Below are 18,175 nucleotides of genomic sequence, written 5' to 3' on the forward strand. Positions count from 1 at the left end.
TGTGCAACCGCGACACCCTGGTCGGCACGGCGATCAACCTGATCGAGAACGCCCTCCAGGCCGCCGGGCGCGGTGTCGCCCTGAAGATTCACCTGTACGCGCGCGGCGACCGCCTGCGCCTGTGCGTCAGCGACAACGGCCCCGGCATCGATGCGCCGACCCTGGCGCGGCTGGGCGAACCGTTCTTCACCACCAGAACCACCGGCACCGGCCTCGGGCTGGCGGTGGTCAAGGCCGTGGCGCGTGCGCATCGCGGCACGCTGCAACTGCGTTCGCGGGTTGGCTTCGGTACCTGCGCGATTCTCGATCTGCCGCTGATCGCTGCGGCCCCCACTGCTTTTCCGGAGTGACCATGACCGCGAACATCCTGCTCGTCGAAGACGACCGCGCCCTGCGCGAAGCCCTGGCCGACACGCTGGCGCTGGCCGGTCACGAATTCGTCGCCGTGGACTGCGCCGAAGCGGCGCTCGCCGCGCTGCACGAACACGCCTTCAGCCTGGTGCTGAGCGACGTGAACATGCCGGGCATGGATGGCCATCACCTGCTCGGGCTGATCCGTTCGCGCTATCCGCAATTGCCGGTGCTGCTGATGACCGCCTACGGCGCCGTCGAGCGGGCGGTGGACGCGATGCGCCAGGGCGCCGTCGATTACCTGGTCAAGCCGTTCGACTCGAACACCCTGCTGGAGCTTGTCGGGCGCCACGCGCTCGGCCGTCCTGGTGTCAGCGATGAAGGTCCGGTCGCACTGGAGCCGGCCAGTCTGCAGCTGCTCGACCTGGCGGCCCGTGTGGCCCGCAGCGACTCGACCGTGATGATCACCGGCGAATCCGGCACCGGCAAGGAAGTGCTGGCGCGCTATATCCACCAGCAGTCGCCGCGTGCCGCCAAGCCGTTCATCGCGATCAACTGTGCGGCGATTCCCGACAACATGCTCGAGGCCACGCTGTTCGGCCATGAGAAGGGTTCCTTCACTGGCGCGGTCAGCGCACAGCCGGGCAAGTTCGAGTTGGCGGAGGGCGGGACTCTCCTGCTCGACGAGATTTCCGAAATGCCGCTCGGCCTGCAGGCCAAACTGCTGCGGGTGCTGCAGGAGCGCGAAGTGGAGCGCGTCGGTGCGCGCAAGCCGATCGCCCTGGACATCCGGGTGCTCGCCACCAGCAACCGCGACCTGCAGGCGGAAGTGGCGGCGGGGCGCTTCCGTGAGGATCTCTACTACCGGCTTTCGGTGTTTCCGCTGGCCTGGCGCCCGCTGCGCGAGCGCACCGCCGACATTCTGCCGCTGGCCGAGCGCCTGCTCGGCAAGCACGTCAAGAAAATGAACCATGCCGCCGTGCGCTTCTCCGAGCAGGCACGCGCTTGCCTGACCGCGCACCCCTGGCCGGGCAACGTGCGCGAACTGGACAACGCCATCCAGCGCGCGCTGATCCTCCAGCAGGGCGGCATCATCCAGCCCCATGACCTGTGCCTGACCTCGCCCATCGGCTATGCCCCGGTGCCGGTGCCGGTGGCCGCGCCAATGCTGGTCAGTCCGCCGCCCGCCGCGGCGCAGGCTGCCGGTGACCTGAGCGAAGACCTGCGCCGGCGGGAGTTCAAGATGATCATCGAGACGCTGCGCTGCGAGCGCGGCCGACGCAAGGAGGCGGCGGAGCGCCTGGGGATCAGCCCGCGCACCCTGCGCTACAAGCTGGCCCAGATGCGCGACGCCGGAATGGATGTGGAGGCCTATCTCTACGCCAGCTGATGCCGTCGGCAGCATCCCGCCAGTAATCCGCCAGCGGCTATCCCAGCCGCCGATTCCGTCGAACGTCTCGACGGATTTCGTTCGCACGGATATCGAACAACTGACCTGACGAAAGCGCCTGCATCGCTGTAGGCCGCGTCTGCCGGGCGCTCCAGCCCGTATGCCGAACCTGTTCAGGTTTTGGCACCCTAGTTGCAATCTCCTATTCAAGAAGCCGCCAAGCGTCAAAAAAGCTGCGGAAGCCGGAGAGTGCGATGAGCCAGGGTATTGAATTCAATCGACTGATGCTGGAAATGCGTTCCATGCAGACGGAAGCGATGGCCCGCGCCAAACCGGCGGCCAGCGAGCCCGCCGCAGTGGGCGCGCCAAGCTTCGCCGACATGCTCGGTCAGGCCGTCGGCAAGGTGAATGAAACCCAGCAAGCCTCCAGCCAGCTTTCCAATGCGTTCGAGATGGGCAAGAGCGGGGTGGACATCACCGACGTGATGATCGCCTCGCAGAAGGCGAGCGTTTCCTTCCAGGCCATGACCCAGGTGCGTAACAAACTGGTTCAGGCGTATCAAGACATCATGCAGATGCCGGTTTAAGGGCAGGTAGGATCAAGACATGGCCGATGCTGTTATGAACGTTCCCGCCCGCAACCCCGCCGACGCTTCGGAGCCGAAGAAGCCGCTGTTGGGTCTCGCCTTCCTCAGCAACCTGGCGCAGATGAGCATGCTGCGCCAGATCGGGCTGCTGGTTGGCCTGGCCGCCAGCGTGGCCATCGGCTTCGCCGTGGTGCTCTGGTCGCAACAACCGGACTACCGTCCGCTGTACGGCAGCCTGACCGGCATGGACGCCAACCAGGTGATCGAAGCGCTGACCACGGCCGACATCCCCTACAAGATCGAGCCGAACTCCGGCGCGCTGCTGGTCAAGGCCGACGACGTCGCCCGCGCCCGCATCAAGCTGGCCGGCGCCGGCATCCAGCAGACCGACGGCAATGTCGGCTTCGAGATCCTCGACAAGGAGCAGGCCCTCGGCACCAGCCAGTTCATGGAAGCGACCAACTACCGTCGCGGCCTGGAAGGTGAACTGGGCCGCACCGTCGCCAGCCTCAACAACATCAAGGCTGCCCGTGTGCACCTGGCGATCCCGAAGAGCTCGGTATTCGTTCGTGACGAGCGCAAGCCGACCGCTTCGGTGCTGGTCGAGCTGTATCCGGGCCGCAGCCTCGAGCCGAGCCAGGTGATGGCTATCGTCAACCTGGTCGCCACCAGCGTGCCGGAGCTGAGCAAGTCGCAAGTCACCGTCGTCGACCAGAAGGGCAACCTGCTGTCCGACCAGCAGGAGCTGTCCGAACTGTCGATGGCCGGCAAGCAGTACGACTACAGCCGCCGCATGGAAAGCATGTTCACCCAGCGCGTGCAGAACATCCTCCAGCCGGTGGTCGGTAACGGCCGCTACAAGGCCGAAGTCTCCGCCGACGTCGATTTCAGCGCGGTGGAATCCACCTCCGAAACCTTCAACCCGGATCAGCCGGCGCTGCGCAGCGAGCAGTCGGTCAACGAACAACGCAGCACCAGCTCCAGCAGCGGCGGCGTGCCGGGCGCGCTGTCCAACCAGCCTCCGGGCCCCGCCAGCGCACCGCAGCAGACCGGCCAGGCCGCTGCCGCACCCGCCGGCCCGATTGCCGCCGGCCAGCCGCTGCTCGACGCCAATGGCGCACAGATCATGGACCCGGCCACCGGCCAGCCGATGCTGGCACCGTTTCCGGCCGACAAGCGCGAGCAGGCTACCCGCAACTACGAGCTGGACCGTTCCGTCAGCTACACCAAGCAGCAGCAGGGCCGTCTGCGCCGTCTGTCGGTTGCGGTGGTACTGGACGACCAGATCAAGGTCAACCCTGAGAATGGCGAAGTTACCCACACGCCATGGAACGCCGACGAACTGGCGCGCTTCACCCGCCTGGTACAGGACGCCGTAGGCTTCGACGCCAGCCGTGGCGATAGCGTGAGCGTGATCAACAACGCCTTCGCTCCGGACACCGGCATCGAGGCCATCGACATTCCGTGGTACGAGCAGACCTGGTTCAGCATGCTGATGAGTACGCTCAAGCAACTGTTCCCGGCGCTGCTGATCATGGTCCTTGTGTGGTTCGTCCTGCGTCCGGTGCTGAACAACATCAGCGGCGGCGGCAAGGGCAAGGAGCTGGGCGCCTTTGGTGCCGCGGGTGGCGTAGCCGGAGGCTTGAACGGTGGGCTTGAAGGTGAGCTGTCGGACGATCGCGTTAGCCTCGGTGGCCCGCAGAGCATCATGCTGCCGAGCCCGTCCGAGGGTTATGATGCGCAGCTCAACGCCATCAAGAATCTTGTGGCCGAAGACCCGGGCCGTGTCGCCCAGGTCGTGAAAGACTGGATCAACGCCGATGAATGAGCGCGCCCCCACCAAGCTGAACAAGGTCGACAAGGCAGCCATCCTGCTGTTGTCCCTGGGTGAAACCGACGCCGCGCAGGTGTTGCGTCACCTCGGACCGAAGGAAGTGCAACGCGTCGGCATGGCCATGGCGCAGATGCGCAACGTGCACCGCGAGCAGGTCGAGAAGGTGATGGGCGAGTTCGTCGACATCGTCGGCGACCAGACCAGCCTCGGCGTCGGCGCCGACGGCTACATCCGCAAGATGCTGACCCAGGCGCTGGGCGAGGACAAAGCCGGCAGCCTGATCGACCGGATTCTCCTCGGTGGCAGCACCAGCGGTCTGGACAGCCTGAAGTGGATGGAGCCGCGCGCCGTGGCCGACGTGATCCGCTACGAGCACCCGCAGATCCAGGCGATCGTGGTCGCCTACCTGGACCCCGACCAGGCCGGCGAGGTGCTCAGCCACTTCGACCACAAGGTGCGCCTGGACATCATCCTGCGCGTTTCCTCGCTGAACACCGTGCAGCCGGCGGCGTTGAAGGAGCTCAACCAGATTCTCGAGAAGCAGTTCTCCGGCAGTTCGAACACCTCGCGCGCTACCATGGGCGGCGTGAAGCGTGCGGCCGATATCATGAACTACCTGGACAGCTCGTCCGAGGGCCAGTTGATGGATTCGATCCGCGAGATGGACGAAGACCTGTCCTCGCAAATCGAGGACCTGATGTTCGTCTTCGACAACCTGGCCGACGTCGACGACCGCGGCATCCAGGCGCTGATGCGCGAAGTCTCGTCCGACGTGCTGGTCCTGGCGCTCAAGGGCTCCGACGAGGCGATCAAGGAAAAGGTCTTCAAGAACATGTCCAAACGCGCTGCCGAGTTGCTGCGCGACGACCTGGAAGCGAAGGGCCCGGTGCGCGTCAGCGACGTCGAGACCGCGCAGAAAGAAATTCTTACCATTGCCCGCCGGATGGCCGAAGCCGGGGAAATCGTCCTGGGTGGCAAGGGCGGCGAAGAGATGATCTAAATGGCGAAGGAAGAGCCCAGCGACCTGATCCGCGCGCGCGACGTTCGTGGCAGTGGTTTCGAGAGCTGGTCGCTGCCCAGTTTCGACCCGCCGCCGCTGCCGGGCAGCGAGCCCGCGGTGCCGGAGACGAGCGAGGAGCGCGCGCAGAACCTGATCGAGGACATCTCCGATCAGGCCGTCAAGCCGCTGACGCTCGACGAACTCGAGGCGATCCGCCAGGACGCCTACAACGAAGGCTTCGCCACCGGCGAGAAGGACGGCTTCCATTCGGGCCAGATCAAGGCCAAGCAGGAGGCCGACGCGCTGCTGAACGTCAAGCTCGAACGGCTCGAACAGCTGATGTCACAGCTGTTCGAGCCCATCGGTGAGCAGGACCAGCAGCTCGAGGCTACGCTCGTGGAAATGGTCGGCCACGTCGTTCGCCAAGTCATCCAGCGCGAGATGGTGACCGATTCCAGCCAGTTGCGCCAGGTCGTCCGCGAGTCCCTCAAACTGCTGCCGATGGGTGCCGAGAACGTACGTATCCATGTCAATCCGCAGGACTTCGACCTGGTCAAGGCGTTGCGCGAACGCAACGAGGAGAAGTGGCGGATTCTGGAAGACGAGAACCTGCTGCCCGGAGGCTGCAAGGTGGAAAGCGAGCACAGCCAGATCGACGCCAGCATCGAGACGCGCCTGGCCCAGGCAATGAACCAGATTTTCGAACACCAGCGCGAGCAGAAGGTGCACCCGCCGGCTGCCGATGTCGCCGTCGACCTGAGCACGCCCGATGCGTCTTGAGCGCACCAGCCTCGCCCGGCGTCTGGCAGGCTATGTCGAGGCCGTGCAGCTTCCCAGCCAGCCGCTGGTGGAAGGGCGTCTGCTGCGAATGGTTGGCCTGACCCTCGAAGCCGAGGGGCTGCGCGCCGCCATTGGCAGTCGCTGCCTGGTGATCAATGACGGCAGCTACCAGCCGGTCCAGGTGGAAGCCGAGGTCATGGGCTTCTCCAACGGCAAGATCTACCTGATGCCCGTTGGCAGCCTGGCCGGTATCGCGCCCGGTGCCCGCGTGGTGCCGATGCCCGATACCGGCCGCCTGCCGATGGGCATGAGCATGCTCGGCCGCGTGCTCGACGGCGCCGGCAACGCCCTGGACGGCAAGGGCCGGATGAAGGCCGAGGACTGGGTGCCGATGGACGGCCCGATCATCAACCCGCTCAATCGCGAGCCCATCCATGAGCCGCTGGACGTCGGCATCCGCTGCATCAATGGCCTGCTCACCGTGGGTCGCGGCCAGCGCCTCGGCCTGTTCGCCGGCACCGGCGTGGGCAAGAGCGTGCTGCTGGGCATGATGACGCGCTTCACCGAGGCCGAGATCATCGTCGTCGGGCTGATCGGCGAACGTGGCCGCGAGGTGAAGGAATTCATCCAGGAGATCCTCGGCGAGGAAGGCCTCAAGCGCTCGGTGGTGGTGGCTTCGCCGGCGGACGAAGCGCCGCTGATGCGTCTGCGCGCGGCGATGTACTGCACGCGCATCGCCGAGTACTTTCGCGACAAGGGCAAGAACGTCCTGCTGCTGATGGATTCGCTGACCCGTTTCGCCCAGGCCCAGCGCGAGATCGCCCTGGCCATCGGCGAGCCGCCGGCGACCAAGGGTTATCCGCCCTCGGTGTTCGCTCGTCTGCCCAAGCTGGTCGAGCGGGCCGGTAACGCCGAGGCCGGCGGCGGCTCGATCACTGCCTTCTACACCGTGCTCTCCGAGGGCGACGACCAGCAGGATCCGATCGCCGACTCGGCGCGCGGGGTGCTCGACGGTCACTTCGTGCTGTCCCGGCGCCTGGCCGAAGAGGGCCACTACCCGGCGATCGACATCGAAGCCTCCATCAGCCGGGTGATGCCCCAGGTCGTCAGCCCCGAACACCTGCGCAATGCCCAGCGCTTCAAGCAGCTGTGGTCGCGCTACCAGCAGAGTCGCGACCTGATCAGCGTCGGCGCCTACGTCGCCGGCGGCGATCCGGAGACCGACATGGCCATCGCCAAGCAGCCGCTGATGGTCGCCTACCTGCGCCAGGGCCTGCGCGAAAGCGAGAGCCTGGAGCAGGCGTCGGCGAACCTGGCTGCGGTTCTGCAGGCCGGCAAGGGCTGATAGATGGCGCAGAGCAGAGCGGCCCGGCTGGTGCCGGTGGTGGACATGGCGGAAAAGGCCGAGCGCGAGGCCGCGCGCATGCTCGGCCGCTGCCAGACGCAGCTCGGCCAGGTGGAAAACCAGCTCAACGAACTGCACCGGTATCGCGGCGATTACCAGAAGCAGCTGGTCAATCAGGGGCAGCAGGGCGTTTCCGGGCAATGGCTGATCAACTACCAGCGCTTTCTGTCGCAGCTGGAAACGGCGGTCGCCCAGCAGCAGCGCAACGTCGATTTTCACCGCGAGAACCTGCGCAAGGCGCGTGACGCCTGGCAGGCCTGCTACACGCGCCTAGAAGGGCTGCGCAAGCTGGTCCAGCGCTACATCGAGGAAGCGCGGGCGGCGGACGAGAAGCGCGAGCAGAAGCAGCTCGACGAGCTGGCCGCCCGGCTGTCCGCACGGCGCACCGACTGACTGCGGTTGCTCCCTTGGCGAGTCGGTGCTACATCTTGATCAGGCGCCGCCTGCAGTCCTTCCCGGCGCATAAGGAGAATTCATGGCTATAACCTCGCAAGCCTCCGATGACGGTCAGGAGCTGACCATCCTCATCCAGGGGCGTTTCGATTTCGGTGCCCACCAGGAATTCCGCGACGCCTACGAACGCATAAGCACCTCGCCCAAGCGCTACGTGATCGACCTAAAGGGTGCGACCTATCTGGACAGTTCCGCGCTCGGCATGCTGTTGCTGCTGCGCGATCACGCCGGCGGCGAGAGTGCCGCGATCAGCCTGATCAACTGCAGTCCGGACGTGCGCAAGATCCTCACCATCTCCAATTTCGAACAGCTCTTCCGGATCAGTTGAGGCGGTATGTCTGAGCGGTTGTCGGTCCTCATCGCGGAGGATAACGCCGCCGATCGCCTGCTGCTCTCGGCCATCGTCACCCGCGAGGGCCATCGCGCGCTGACCGCCGCCGACGGGCAGGAAGCCCTGGAGCTGTTCTGCCGCGAACGGCCGCAGCTGGTGCTGATGGACGCGCTGATGCCGGTGATGGACGGCTTCGAGGCAGCGCGGCTGATCAAGCTCGCCGCCGGCGAGACGCTCGTCCCGATCATCTTCCTCACCTCCCTGACCGAGAACGACGCCCTGGTGCATTGTCTCGAGGTCGGCGACGATTTCCTCGCCAAGCCCTACAACCGGGTGATCCTCGGCGCCAAGATTCGCGCGATGGACCGCCTGCGCCGCCTGCAGCAGACGGTGCTGGAGCAGCGCGACCTGATCGCCAAGCACAACGAACACCTGGTTGCCGAGCAGCGCGTGGCCAAGGCGGTGTTCGACAAGGTCGCGCACTCGGGCTGCCTGAACGCGCCCAATATCCGCTACCTGCAATCGCCCTACGCGTTGTTCAACGGCGACCTGATGCTGGCCGCGTACAAACCCTCTGGCGGCATGCATGTGCTGCTCGGCGACTTCACCGGCCACGGACTGCCCGCGGCGATCGGGGCGATGCCGCTGGCGGAGGTGTTCTACGGCATGACCACCAAGGGCTACGGGCTCGCCGACATCCTTCGCGAGGTGAATGCCAAGCTCAAGCGCATCCTCCCGGTCGGGGTGTTCTGCTGCGCGACGTTGATCAACCTGAGTTTCCACCGGCGCGTTGTCGAGGTGTGGAATGGCGGCCTGCCGGACGGCTACCTGCTGCGCGGCGGGAGCAACGAACGTATTCCGCTGGTTTCCCGTCACCTGCCGCTCGGCGTGCTGGAGCCGGCGGTGTTCGACGAGAAGTACGAGGTCTACCCGCTGCTGGAGGGCGACCGTCTGCTGCTGCTGTCGGATGGGCTGCTGGAGACGCGCAATCATGCCGGCGAGCTGTTCGGCGAACAGCGCCTGCTGGACCTGATGGCGGCGAACGAGCAGCGCGGCCAGCTGTTCGACGAGGTGCAGCAGGCCCTGAGCGCCTTCCGCGGCGAAACCCAGGACGACGTCAGCCTGATCGAACTCAGCCTGATCGAGGAGGCGAGGTCCTCGCCGTTGACGTTCTCCAACGACGGCAACGACACGCCGCTGGACTGGTCGGCCTGTTTCGAATTCCGCGCGGAAACCCTCAAGCACATGAACCCGCTGCCCTACCTGCTGCAGCTGCTGCTGGAGGTGCAGGGCCTGCGTTCTCAGGTTGGAGCGCTCTACACCGTGCTGGTCGAGCTCTACTCCAACGCCCTGGAGCACGGCGTGCTGCGCCTGGACTCGTCGCTCAAGCGCGACGTGCAAGGCTTCGCCCAGTACTACGGCGAGCGCCGGGAGCGGCTCGCCCGGCTGGAGGAAGGCTTCGTGCGTTTTCACCTGGAACTGCGCCCCGAGCACGGAGGCGGGCGCCTGATCATGCGGGTCGAGGACAGCGGCGGCGGATTCGACCTGGCGGCGGCAAGGGCCTGCGAACAATCCACCGAACAACTGCACGGGCGTGGCTTGAAACTGGTCAGCCAGCTGGCCGAGAAGAGTGACTGGGAGAACGATGGGCGGGGCGTCAGCGTGGAGTTTTCCTGGTCCGCTCAGGCATAATTCCCACCCCCTTGATCATGGAGTGAGCAAGTGTCAGACGCGCATCTCGACGGTACTGTCCTCGCTTCACTGCAGGACCTCATGGAAGCGGAGTACCCGGTTCTGCTGGATACCTTTCTGGCCGATTCCGAAGAGCGCGTGCGCCTGTTGGCCGGGGCTTTGCAGGTCAAGGATGCGCAGCTCCTGCGTCTGACCGCGCACAGCTTCAAGGGCAGCTGCAGCAACATGGGCGCCCTGTCGCTGGCGGACCTGTGCAAGCAGCTCGAAGACCAGAGCGAGCGGCAGTCGTTTGACAGCGCCGCCGTTCTGGTCGAGCAGATCAACCGTGAATTCGCCATTGTCCGCATCCTGATGAAGTCGGAGCGTCAACGTTTTCGCGGTTGAGTGACTGCGAATACCCTTCTCTCGGCGCAAAGCCGCGTAAACCGGCGCTTTCCCAAAGCTGGCCCCTAACTTGCTTATTTCAGGCACGACCCATCCGAGCGGAGAGTGCCCCATGTCCGTCGCCCCCGATCTGCTTCTTCAGTCCGCGTCCGATACGCGGATGAAGTTGCCCGCGGTGAAAGCCCCGGTAAAGACCGACGACACCAGCAAGCGCGAGGCTTCCAGCTTCGCCGATGTCTATGCCAAGGAACGCCAGCCCAAGTCCGCGGACCGCAGCGATGCGCCTGCGAAGGCGCGCCATGAGAAGGCCGCGGACAACAAGCGCAACGACGCGCGTGACGACACGACCGCCAAGGCGAAGCCGGAGGTTGCCGATAGCGGCAAAGCCTTGCCGAGCAAGAAGGCGGTTGACGACGCGGAGCCGGCCGACGAGCAGGTGCAGGTGACTGACCAGCCTAACGGCCAGCCAATCGACCCGCTGGTGCTGATGGGCCTGGTGCCACAGCCCGTCGTTCCGGCGGTGCCGGAGCCGGCCATGGAGGCGCCTGCCGCACTGGCGACGGACGTTGCCGCCGTTGAGGTGCCGGCCGTTCCGCTGGCCGCTCCGACGCAGGGCGAGCCGGAGCCGCAGGCCACGGGCAGTGTCGAAGACCTTCTGCCGCCCGGCCTGACGTTGCCGGAGGATTTCCAGGCCGCCCAGGCCGTGGTGGCGCAGCAGGCCAAGGCGGTAGCGGTCCAGACCGTGAACACCGAGGCCGCCAAGGCGCCGCTCGACCCGGCGCTCGCCGCTCCGCTGGTCGAGCAGTTGCCGGTCGATGGCGAGACGCTCGCCGCGCTGAAGCCCGGCGATCTCGAGGCCGATTCGGGGGACCTGAAGGACAGTGTCAGCGAGCTGCGCGCGGAAAACTTCGCCAATAAACTGAATTCGCTCAACCAGGCCATGACCCAGCAGGTCAACGCTACCCAGCGTTCCGCCGTGGTGCCGGGGCAGCCGGTGCCCATGCAGCAGAACGGCTGGTCCGAAGCGGTGGTCGATCGGGTGATGTGGATGTCCAGCCAGAATCTGAAGTCAGCGGAGATACAGCTCGATCCGCAGGACCTGGGGCGTCTGGACGTGAAGATCAGCCTTAACCAGGACCAGACCCAGATCGCGTTCGCCAGCCCGCATGCCGCGGTCCGCGAGGCGCTGGAAGGCCAGATGAACCGTCTGCGCGACATGTTCACCCAGCAGGGCATGACTCTGGGCGACGTCAACGTTTCCGACCAGTCGCTGGCGCGTGGCTGGCAGGGGCAGGGTAGCGAAGGGCAGGGCCGCCGCGGTTCATCGTCGCGCGGCGGCTCGGGCGGTTCCGAGGACGAAGTGGTCATCGGCAGCGTCGAGGTCTCCAGCACGCCGCTCAAGGCGGGTCGCGGACTGGTCGACTACTACGCCTGACGCGGCGTTTCAAAAAAAAGCGAAAGGCCCGATCGGCTTCCTCCCGTTGGGCCTTTTTCGTTTGCGCTCCCGCCGGCGCTGCCGGTTTTCTCGGCGGTCGGCCAACACAGGGGCTATGCAGCGCGCGACGCGAGGTCGAAGATGCCCGGCGAAAGAGTTTTCCGGGAAGACCTTTTACTTATAAGCTGGCATAGCACTTGCTCCTAAGCCATTGATGGCTGTAAAGATCCCTGACGCGCGACGGAATATTGGCATGGCGAAGAAAGCTCCACCCCAGCCCAGCCCCGAGGGGGCCGAGAAACCTGCGGGCAAAAGCAAACTCAAACTGATCATCGTGATCGTGCTGGCCCTGTTGCTGGCGATCGGCGGTTCCGTCGGCGCAACCTGGTTCCTCCTCAGCAAGAACATGAAGAAGGACGAGGCCCCCGCAGCCGAGGAGCACGCCGCCGCGCCGGTCAAGCAGCCGGCCATCTACGAAGCGCTGGCGCCGGCCTTCGTGGTCAACTTCAATTACAACGGCCGGCAGCGCTACATGCAGGTCACGGTGGCACTGATGGCCCGTGATCAGGCGTCCCTCGACGCGTTGAAGGTGCACATGCCGGTCCTGCGGAACAACCTGGTGATGCTGTTTTCCAGCCAGGATTTCGAAAGCCTGACCAGCGCCGTCGGCAAGGAAATGCTGCGCCAGAAGGCCACCGCCAGTGTCCAGGAACTGGCGCAGAAAGAGGTCGGCAAGACCGTGATCGAGCAGGTTCTCTTCACCAACTTCGTATTGCAGTAGGAGCCCGTCCATGGCTGTACAAGACCTGCTGTCGCAGGACGAAATCGACGCCCTGCTGCACGGTGTGGACGATGGCGCCGTCGAGACCGAAACCGACGTCGAGCCCGGCAGCGTCAAGAGTTACGACCTCACCAGCCAGGACCGCATCGTTCGCGGTCGCATGCCGACGCTGGAGATGATCAACGAGCGCTTCGCCCGTTATACCCGTATCAGCATGTTCAACTTACTGCGCCGCTCGGCGGACGTGGCGGTCGGCGGCGTGCAGGTGATGAAGTTCGGCGAATACGTGCATTCGCTGTACGTGCCGACCAGCCTCAACCTGGTGAAGATGAAGCCGCTGCGCGGAACTGCGCTATTCATCCTCGACGCCAAGCTGGTGTTCAAGCTGGTGGACAACTTCTTCGGCGGCGACGGCCGTCACGCAAAGATCGAAGGCCGCGAGTTCACCCCGACCGAGTTGCGCGTGGTGCGGATGGTCATCGACCAGGCCTTCAACGACCTTCGCGAAGCCTGGCACGCGGTGCTCGACGTGAACTTCGAGTACATCAACTCCGAGGTCAACCCGGCCCTGGCGAACATCGTCAGTCCCAGCGAAGTGGTGGTGGTCTCGACCTTCCACATCGAGCTGGACGGCGGCGGCGGCGACCTGCACATCACCATGCCGTACTCGATGATCGAGCCGATCCGGGAAATGCTCGACGCCGGCTTCCAGTCCGACATGGACGATCAGGACGAGCGCTGGGTGAAGGCACTGCGCGAGGACATCCTCGACGTCAGCGTGCCGCTCGGCGCCACGGTGGCGCGGCGCCAGCTCAAGGTCCGCGACATCTTGCACATGCAGCCCGGCGACGTGATCCCGGTGGAGCTGCCGGAAAACATCGTCCTGCGCGCCAATGGCGTGCCGGCGTTCAAGGTCAAGATCGGCGCGCACAAGGGCAACCTGTCCCTGCAGGTGCTCGAGCCGATAGGCCGCGCCCGCTGAGGCGGGCATCTCCATTCCCTTTTCAGAGCCAGCCGAGGAACACCGATGGCAGACGATCAAGACACCTCCCCCGAGGAGAAAGCACTGGCCGATGAATGGGCCGCGGCACTTGCCGAGGCCGGCGACGCCGACCAGGACGATATCGACGCCATGCTCTCGCAGAGCGCGCCGCCGCCCGCGCCGCGGGCGCAGATGGAGGAGTTCGGCAGCGTGCCGCGCTCCAACGCGCCGGTCAGCCTGGACGGCCCGAACCTGGACGTGATCCTCGACATTCCGGTGTCGATCTCGATGGAGGTCGGCAACACCGACATCACCATTCGCAACCTGCTGCAGCTGAACCAGGGCTCGGTGATCGAACTGGATCGCCTGGCGGGCGAGCCGCTCGACGTGCTGGTCAACGGCACGCTGATCGCGCATGGCGAAGTGGTGGTGGTCAACGAGAAGTTCGGCATCCGCCTGACCGACGTGATCAGCCCCAGCGAACGCATCAAGAAGCTGAGCTGAGCTGAGCATGAGCAGAGCCGCCCTCGCCGTACTCTTCGGTTTGCCACTCTCCGCGCTGGCCGCCGAAACGGGCAGCGCCGCGTTGCCGGGCAACGGCAGCCTCGGCAGCCAGATCGGGCAGATGCTGCTCGGCCTGCTGCTGGTGATCGGGCTGATCTTCCTGCTCGCCTGGGCGCTGCGCCGCGTGCAGCAGATCGGCCCGCGCGGCAGCCAGGCGATCAAGCTGGTGTCCAGCCAGGCGCTCGGCCCGCGCGACCGTCTGCTGCTGGTGCAGGTCGGCCGCGAGCAAGTGCTGCTGGGAATCTCGCCCGGCCGCATCACGCCGCTGCACGTGCTCGCCGAGCCGGTGCTGGTCGCCGACGCGGAGCCGGCGTCGCCGGAATTCGCCCAGCGCCTGATGGAGCTGCTCGGTAAAGACAAGGACAAGGATAAGAATTGATGTGGCGTTCGTTGCTGACCCTGTTCGTGCTGATCGCGGCGCCCCTGGCGTTTGGTCAGGAGGCCGTGAATAGCGCCAATCCGCTGTCGGTCCCGGCGATCACGCTGTCGACCAACCCGCAGGGGCAGCAGGAGTATTCGGTCAGCCTGCAGATCCTGCTGATCATGACCGCGCTGAGCTTCATCCCGGCGTTCGTCATGCTGATGACCAGCTTCACCCGCATCATCATCGTCTTCTCGATCCTGCGTCAGGCACTCGGCCTGCAACAGACGCCGTCCAACCAGATACTCATCGGCCTGGCGATGTTCCTTACGCTGTTCATCATGGCGCCGGTGTTCGACCAGGTGAACCGCGAGGCGCTGCAGCCCTATCTGAATGAGCAGATGACCGCCCAGGATGCGATCGCCAAGGCGCAGGGGCCGCTGAAGAACTTCATGCTCGGGCAGACGCGGGAGAGCGATCTCGACCTGTTCATGCGCCTCTCCAAGCGCACCGACATCGCCAGCCCGCAGGACGCGCCCCTGACCATCCTGGTGCCGGCGTTCGTCACCTCCGAGCTGAAGACGGCGTTCCAGATCGGCTTCATGATCTTCATTCCGTTCCTCATCATCGACATGGTGGTGGCCAGCGTGCTGATGGCGATGGGCATGATGATGCTTTCGCCGATGATCATCTCGTTGCCCTTCAAGATCATGCTGTTCGTCCTGATCGACGGCTGGGGCCTGATCATCGGCACCCTGGCGGGCAGCTTCGGCACCCTTTAGCGGCGGTGGCACATTTCGGCCGCCCGGCGGCCAGGAGGCACACATGACACCCGAAGTGGCGGTGGACATCTTTCGCGAAGCGCTGTGGATGATCACGGTGATGGTCGGCATCCTGGTGCTGCCGAGTCTGCTGGTGGGCCTCGTCGTCGCCATGTTCCAGGCGGCGACGCAGATCAACGAACAGACCTTGAGCTTCCTGCCACGCCTGCTGGTGATGCTGCTGACGCTGATCGTCGGCGGGCCCTGGATGGTCCGGCAACTGATGGAATACACCACGACGCTGATCCAGAACATTCCGCTGGTGATCGGCTAGCGATGCTCGAGCTTTCCAACGGTCAGATCGGCGGCTGGATCTCCAGCTTCCTGCTGCCGCTGTTCCGGATATCCTCGCTGCTGATGGTGATGCCGATCTTCGGCACCCAGCTGGTCCCGACCCGGGTGCGGCTATACCTGGCGCTGGCGATCACCGTGGTCATCGTGCCGACGCTGCCGCCGATGCCGGAGGTCGATGCGCTCAACCTGCGCTCGCTGCTGCTGATCGCCCAGGAAGTGCTGATCGGCGCGATGTTCGGCTTCATGCTGCAGCTGTTCTTCCATGTGTACACGGTGATTGGCCAGATCCTTTCCATCCAGATGGGTATCGGTTTCGCCGCGATGGTCGACCCCGCTAACGGGATTTCCGTGCCGGTGCTGGGCCAACTGCTGACGATGCTCACCACGCTGCTGTTCCTCGCCATGAACGGCCATCTGGTGGTGTTCGAGGTGATCACCGAGAGCTTCGTGACGCTGCCGGTGGGCAGCGGAATGCTGGTCGGACATTACTGGGAGCTGGTCGGCAAGCTCAGCTGGGTGCTCGGCGCCGGGCTGCTGATTTCCCTTCCGGTGGTGACCGCGCTGCTGGTGGTGAACCTGGCGTTCGGCGTGATGACCCGCGCCGCGCCGCAGCTGAACATCTTCTCCGTCGGCTTTCCGCTGACCTTGACCTTCGGCCTGGTGGTGGTCTGGATCGGCATGGCCGATACCCTCAATCAGTACCAGAATCTCTCCAGCGTGGCCCTGGCGATGCTGCGCGATCTGGCGCAGGCGAGGTGAGCGATGGCTGAAAGCGAGAGCGGTGCCGACAAAAGCGAGGAACCCACCGAGAAACGCCTGCGCGAGTCGCGGGAGGAGGGGCAGATCGCCCGCTCCCGGGAGCTGAGCACGCTGGTGGTGGTGATGTCCGGGGTGATCGCGCTGATGATCTACGGTGGCGACCTGGCCAGCGCACTGGTCGACCTCATGCGCGGTTGCTTGAGCATCAGCCGCGACACGCTGATGGACACCGGCAGCATGGCGCTGCTGCTGCTCAAGGCGGGCACCATGGCGATCAAGGCGCTGGCGCCGATCCTCGCGGTGCTGCTGGCGGCGTCGATTGTCGGCAACATCGCGCTCGGCGGCTGGATGTTTTCCACCAAGACCATGGTGCCCAAGTTCGGTCGGATGAATCCCGGTCCCGGCCTGGCGCGGATGTTCTCCAAGAAGTCGGTGATCGAGCTGGTCAAGGCGCTGGCCAAGTTCAGCATTACGCTCATGGTCGGCATTGTGGTGCTCTCCAACGACCGCAACGACCTGCTGGCGCTGTCCGGCCAGCCGCTGGAAACGGCGCTTGGCCACGCCGTCGAGGTGCTTGGCAATAGCGCGCTGTGGATGGCCTCCGGGCTGATCCTGATCGCGGCGGTGGATGTGCCGTTCCAGCTCTGGGACAACAAGCAGAAGCTGATGATGACCAAGCAGGAGATCAAGGACGAGTACAAGGACAGCGAAGGCAAGCCCGAGGTCAAGGGCAAGATCCGTCAGATGCAGCGGCAGATGGCCGAACGGCGGATGATGCAGGCGGTGCCGGAGGCCGACGTGGTGATCACCAACCCGACGCACTTCGCGGTCGCCCTGAAGTACGACCCGACCAAGGGTACGGCGCCGGTCGTATTGGCCAAGGGCGGCGACTTCCTCGCGCTGAAGATTCGCGAGATCGCCCAGGAGCACAAGGTGCTGCTGATGGAGTCACCGGCGCTGGCGCGTTCGGTGTACTACTCCACCGAGGTCGATCAGGAAATCCCGGCGGGCCTGTACCTGGCGGTCGCGCAGGTGCTGGCTTACGTCTACCAGCTCAAGCAGTTCCGCTCCGGCAAGGGCAAGCGGCCCACGCCGTTGCCCGATCTGCCGATTCCACCGGACCTTCGTCGCGACGAGTGATAGTCCGCTCCCGCGTTTCGCGGCGTTACCGGATGACCCCGCAGGCCATTCTCGCGCCGCCACCGCCCAGTGGCTGCGGATGGTCGGAGTGGTTGTCTCCGGCCTGGTGAATCATCAGCGCATGACCCTTGATCTCCGCCAGGCTCTTCAGGCGGGGTGCGAGCACCGGCTGCATCGCCTTGCCGTCGGCGGTCACCAGCAGGGCAGGGAGGTCGCCGAGGTGGCCATCGCCCCAGGGCGCGCCGTGCTTGCCAGTCTCCTTCGGGTCCCAATGGCCGCCGGCGGCTTCTGCCGCGGAGGGCTTGCCGTCCTTGAGGGCGGCGTCGCAACTCGCCTTGGCGTGAATGTGGAAACCGTGAATGCCTTGCGCCAGGCCCGCCAGTTGCAGGGTGAACACCAGGCCATACGGGGTTTCCTCGACGCTTACCGTGCCGACCTTTTCGCCAATGCCGTTGGCGCTGACGATGTTCATCGGAATCGAAAGGCTTTCCGCCTGGGCGCTGAGTGCGCAGCCGCCTACGAGTGCGGCGATCATCCAGTTCTTCATGAAGTGGCTCCTTGCAACCTGCGGCGCGCGTCGTTGCCCGCCGACAGTGTTCTGACTCCCCGCCGCCAGCGCGGTTCTCCGTAGCGCCCGCCAATGGTTTGCGCCTACCGCAAGCCATTGATCTTCATTGGGTTCTCCAAGTTGGCCGGGCTCTTGCACTGGCATTGGCGCACGCCCACTGGCGTCAAAAGATTGTTTGGATCGGGCTAGGAGAATCGGGTGGAACGCACTCAGCTGTTCAACAACATGCGAATGAATGCGATCGGCGCCGGCCGTGGCAACCT

The 18,175-nt window shown here is 65.1% G+C and carries 21 protein-coding genes; 20 read left to right on the forward strand and 1 reads right to left on the reverse strand.

Features of this window, described 5'->3' with window-relative positions; all coding sequences use genetic code 11:
• The 20 genes from B3E91_RS07305 to flhB all read left to right on the forward strand — a co-directional run.
• Positions 1-350, forward strand: a 350-nt coding sequence (locus B3E91_RS07305) for an ATP-binding protein (protein ID WP_287028889.1), incomplete at its 5' end; no start/stop codon positions are given.
• 2 nt (positions 351-352) lie between these two features.
• Positions 353-1,741 carry a sigma-54-dependent response regulator transcription factor FleR gene (fleR, locus tag B3E91_RS07310; RefSeq protein ID WP_287028890.1) on the forward strand — a complete coding sequence of 463 codons (1,389 nt, stop codon included), beginning with the start codon at positions 353-355 and terminating at the stop codon, positions 1,739-1,741.
• 254 nt (positions 1,742-1,995) lie between these two features.
• Positions 1,996-2,328 (forward strand): flagellar hook-basal body complex protein FliE, encoded by a 333-nt coding sequence (fliE, locus tag B3E91_RS07315; RefSeq protein ID WP_090229594.1) that lies wholly within the window; start codon positions 1,996-1,998, stop codon positions 2,326-2,328.
• A 19-nt stretch (positions 2,329-2,347) separates the two neighbouring features.
• Positions 2,348-4,156 carry a flagellar basal-body MS-ring/collar protein FliF gene (gene fliF, locus B3E91_RS07320; protein WP_287028891.1) on the forward strand — a complete coding sequence of 603 codons (1,809 nt, stop codon included), beginning with the start codon at positions 2,348-2,350 and terminating at the stop codon, positions 4,154-4,156.
• The gene (fliG, locus tag B3E91_RS07325) at positions 4,149-5,162 is read left to right on the forward strand and encodes a flagellar motor switch protein FliG (protein WP_090229590.1); all 1,014 of its coding nucleotides are present in this window, start codon (positions 4,149-4,151) and stop codon (positions 5,160-5,162) included. Before fliF ends, fliG begins: the two co-directional genes overlap by 8 nt.
• Positions 5,163-5,942, forward strand: coding sequence for a flagellar assembly protein FliH (gene fliH, locus B3E91_RS07330; protein WP_287028892.1), 780 nt, complete (start codon positions 5,163-5,165; stop codon positions 5,940-5,942).
• On the forward strand, positions 5,932-7,287 hold the full coding sequence (fliI, locus tag B3E91_RS07335) for a flagellar protein export ATPase FliI (protein ID WP_090229586.1): 1,356 nt from the start codon (positions 5,932-5,934) through the stop codon (positions 7,285-7,287). The genes fliH and fliI overlap by 11 nt, the downstream gene beginning before the upstream one ends.
• Positions 7,288-7,290: 3 nt before the next feature.
• Positions 7,291-7,740, forward strand: a complete 450-nt coding sequence (fliJ, locus tag B3E91_RS07340) for a flagellar export protein FliJ (RefSeq protein ID WP_273229305.1) — start codon at positions 7,291-7,293, stop codon at positions 7,738-7,740.
• An 82-nt stretch (positions 7,741-7,822) separates the two neighbouring features.
• Positions 7,823-8,128, forward strand: a complete 306-nt coding sequence (locus B3E91_RS07345) for an STAS domain-containing protein (protein ID WP_090229581.1) — start codon at positions 7,823-7,825, stop codon at positions 8,126-8,128.
• A gap of 6 nt (positions 8,129-8,134) precedes the next feature.
• Positions 8,135-9,823: a fused response regulator/phosphatase gene (locus tag B3E91_RS07350; RefSeq protein ID WP_287028893.1), complete on the forward strand. Its 1,689-nt coding sequence runs from the start codon at positions 8,135-8,137 to the stop codon at positions 9,821-9,823.
• 30 nt (positions 9,824-9,853) lie between these two features.
• Positions 9,854-10,207, forward strand: a complete 354-nt coding sequence (locus B3E91_RS07355) for an Hpt domain-containing protein (RefSeq protein ID WP_090229576.1) — start codon at positions 9,854-9,856, stop codon at positions 10,205-10,207.
• 112 nt (positions 10,208-10,319) lie between these two features.
• A complete protein-coding gene (locus B3E91_RS07360) occupies positions 10,320-11,642 on the forward strand; it encodes a flagellar hook-length control protein FliK (protein ID WP_287028894.1) in 1,323 nt (440 codons plus the stop codon).
• 253 nt (positions 11,643-11,895) lie between these two features.
• Positions 11,896-12,423, forward strand: a complete 528-nt coding sequence (fliL, locus tag B3E91_RS07365; protein WP_090229571.1) for a flagellar basal body-associated protein FliL — start codon at positions 11,896-11,898, stop codon at positions 12,421-12,423.
• A 10-nt stretch (positions 12,424-12,433) separates the two neighbouring features.
• The gene (gene fliM / locus B3E91_RS07370) at positions 12,434-13,405 is read left to right on the forward strand and encodes a flagellar motor switch protein FliM (protein ID WP_090229570.1); all 972 of its coding nucleotides are present in this window, start codon (positions 12,434-12,436) and stop codon (positions 13,403-13,405) included.
• A gap of 45 nt (positions 13,406-13,450) precedes the next feature.
• Complete coding sequence (gene fliN / locus B3E91_RS07375; protein WP_287028895.1) at positions 13,451-13,909, forward strand: flagellar motor switch protein FliN; 459 nt, start codon at positions 13,451-13,453, stop codon at positions 13,907-13,909.
• 7 nt (positions 13,910-13,916) lie between these two features.
• Positions 13,917-14,348 (forward strand): flagellar biosynthetic protein FliO, encoded by a 432-nt coding sequence (gene fliO, locus B3E91_RS07380; RefSeq protein WP_090229565.1) that lies wholly within the window; start codon positions 13,917-13,919, stop codon positions 14,346-14,348.
• Positions 14,348-15,112, forward strand: a complete 765-nt coding sequence (gene fliP, locus B3E91_RS07385; protein WP_287028896.1) for a flagellar type III secretion system pore protein FliP — start codon at positions 14,348-14,350, stop codon at positions 15,110-15,112. The genes fliO and fliP overlap by 1 nt, the downstream gene beginning before the upstream one ends.
• 43 nt (positions 15,113-15,155) lie before the next feature.
• Positions 15,156-15,425, forward strand: coding sequence for a flagellar biosynthesis protein FliQ (gene fliQ, locus B3E91_RS07390; protein WP_090229560.1), 270 nt, complete (start codon positions 15,156-15,158; stop codon positions 15,423-15,425).
• A gap of 2 nt (positions 15,426-15,427) precedes the next feature.
• Positions 15,428-16,204 carry a flagellar biosynthetic protein FliR gene (gene fliR / locus B3E91_RS07395; RefSeq protein WP_090229558.1) on the forward strand — a complete coding sequence of 259 codons (777 nt, stop codon included), beginning with the start codon at positions 15,428-15,430 and terminating at the stop codon, positions 16,202-16,204.
• Positions 16,205-16,207: 3 nt separating this feature from the next.
• Positions 16,208-17,344, forward strand: coding sequence for a flagellar biosynthesis protein FlhB (gene flhB / locus B3E91_RS07400; protein ID WP_090229556.1), 1,137 nt, complete (start codon positions 16,208-16,210; stop codon positions 17,342-17,344).
• Between the two features lie 25 nt (positions 17,345-17,369).
• Here the strand turns inward: flhB and sodC are convergent, their stop codons facing one another.
• Positions 17,370-17,891, reverse strand: coding sequence for a superoxide dismutase [Cu-Zn] SodC (gene sodC / locus B3E91_RS07405; RefSeq protein WP_287028897.1), 522 nt, complete (start codon positions 17,889-17,891; stop codon positions 17,370-17,372).
• Between the last annotated feature and the right edge of the window lie 284 nt (positions 17,892-18,175).

It is taken from the genome of Pseudomonas sp. UBA6310 (assembly GCF_002438225.1).
GTDB lineage: Bacteria > Pseudomonadota > Gammaproteobacteria > Pseudomonadales > Pseudomonadaceae > Pseudomonas_O > Pseudomonas_O kuykendallii.

Coding starts and splice junctions, on each gene's coding strand:
- fliO (WP_090229565.1), top strand. CDS start 13,917: ATGAGCAGAGCCGCCCTCGCCGTACTCTTCGGTTTGCCACTCTCCGCG.
- fliE (WP_090229594.1), top strand. CDS start 1,996: ATGAGCCAGGGTATTGAATTCAATCGACTGATGCTGGAAATGCGTTCC.
- fleR (WP_287028890.1), top strand. CDS start 353: ATGACCGCGAACATCCTGCTCGTCGAAGACGACCGCGCCCTGCGCGAA.
- fliN (WP_287028895.1), top strand. CDS start 13,451: ATGGCAGACGATCAAGACACCTCCCCCGAGGAGAAAGCACTGGCCGAT.
- fliF (WP_287028891.1), top strand. CDS start 2,348: ATGGCCGATGCTGTTATGAACGTTCCCGCCCGCAACCCCGCCGACGCT.
- sodC (WP_287028897.1), bottom strand. CDS start 17,891: ATGAAGAACTGGATGATCGCCGCACTCGTAGGCGGCTGCGCACTCAGC.
- fliQ (WP_090229560.1), top strand. CDS start 15,156: ATGACACCCGAAGTGGCGGTGGACATCTTTCGCGAAGCGCTGTGGATG.
- fliM (WP_090229570.1), top strand. CDS start 12,434: ATGGCTGTACAAGACCTGCTGTCGCAGGACGAAATCGACGCCCTGCTG.
- fliG (WP_090229590.1), top strand. CDS start 4,149: ATGAATGAGCGCGCCCCCACCAAGCTGAACAAGGTCGACAAGGCAGCC.
- fliH (WP_287028892.1), top strand. CDS start 5,163: ATGGCGAAGGAAGAGCCCAGCGACCTGATCCGCGCGCGCGACGTTCGT.
- fliI (WP_090229586.1), top strand. CDS start 5,932: ATGCGTCTTGAGCGCACCAGCCTCGCCCGGCGTCTGGCAGGCTATGTC.
- B3E91_RS07345 (WP_090229581.1), top strand. CDS start 7,823: ATGGCTATAACCTCGCAAGCCTCCGATGACGGTCAGGAGCTGACCATC.
- B3E91_RS07360 (WP_287028894.1), top strand. CDS start 10,320: ATGTCCGTCGCCCCCGATCTGCTTCTTCAGTCCGCGTCCGATACGCGG.
- fliP (WP_287028896.1), top strand. CDS start 14,348: ATGTGGCGTTCGTTGCTGACCCTGTTCGTGCTGATCGCGGCGCCCCTG.
- flhB (WP_090229556.1), top strand. CDS start 16,208: ATGGCTGAAAGCGAGAGCGGTGCCGACAAAAGCGAGGAACCCACCGAG.
- fliJ (WP_273229305.1), top strand. CDS start 7,291: ATGGCGCAGAGCAGAGCGGCCCGGCTGGTGCCGGTGGTGGACATGGCG.
- fliL (WP_090229571.1), top strand. CDS start 11,896: ATGGCGAAGAAAGCTCCACCCCAGCCCAGCCCCGAGGGGGCCGAGAAA.
- B3E91_RS07350 (WP_287028893.1), top strand. CDS start 8,135: ATGTCTGAGCGGTTGTCGGTCCTCATCGCGGAGGATAACGCCGCCGAT.
- fliR (WP_090229558.1), top strand. CDS start 15,428: ATGCTCGAGCTTTCCAACGGTCAGATCGGCGGCTGGATCTCCAGCTTC.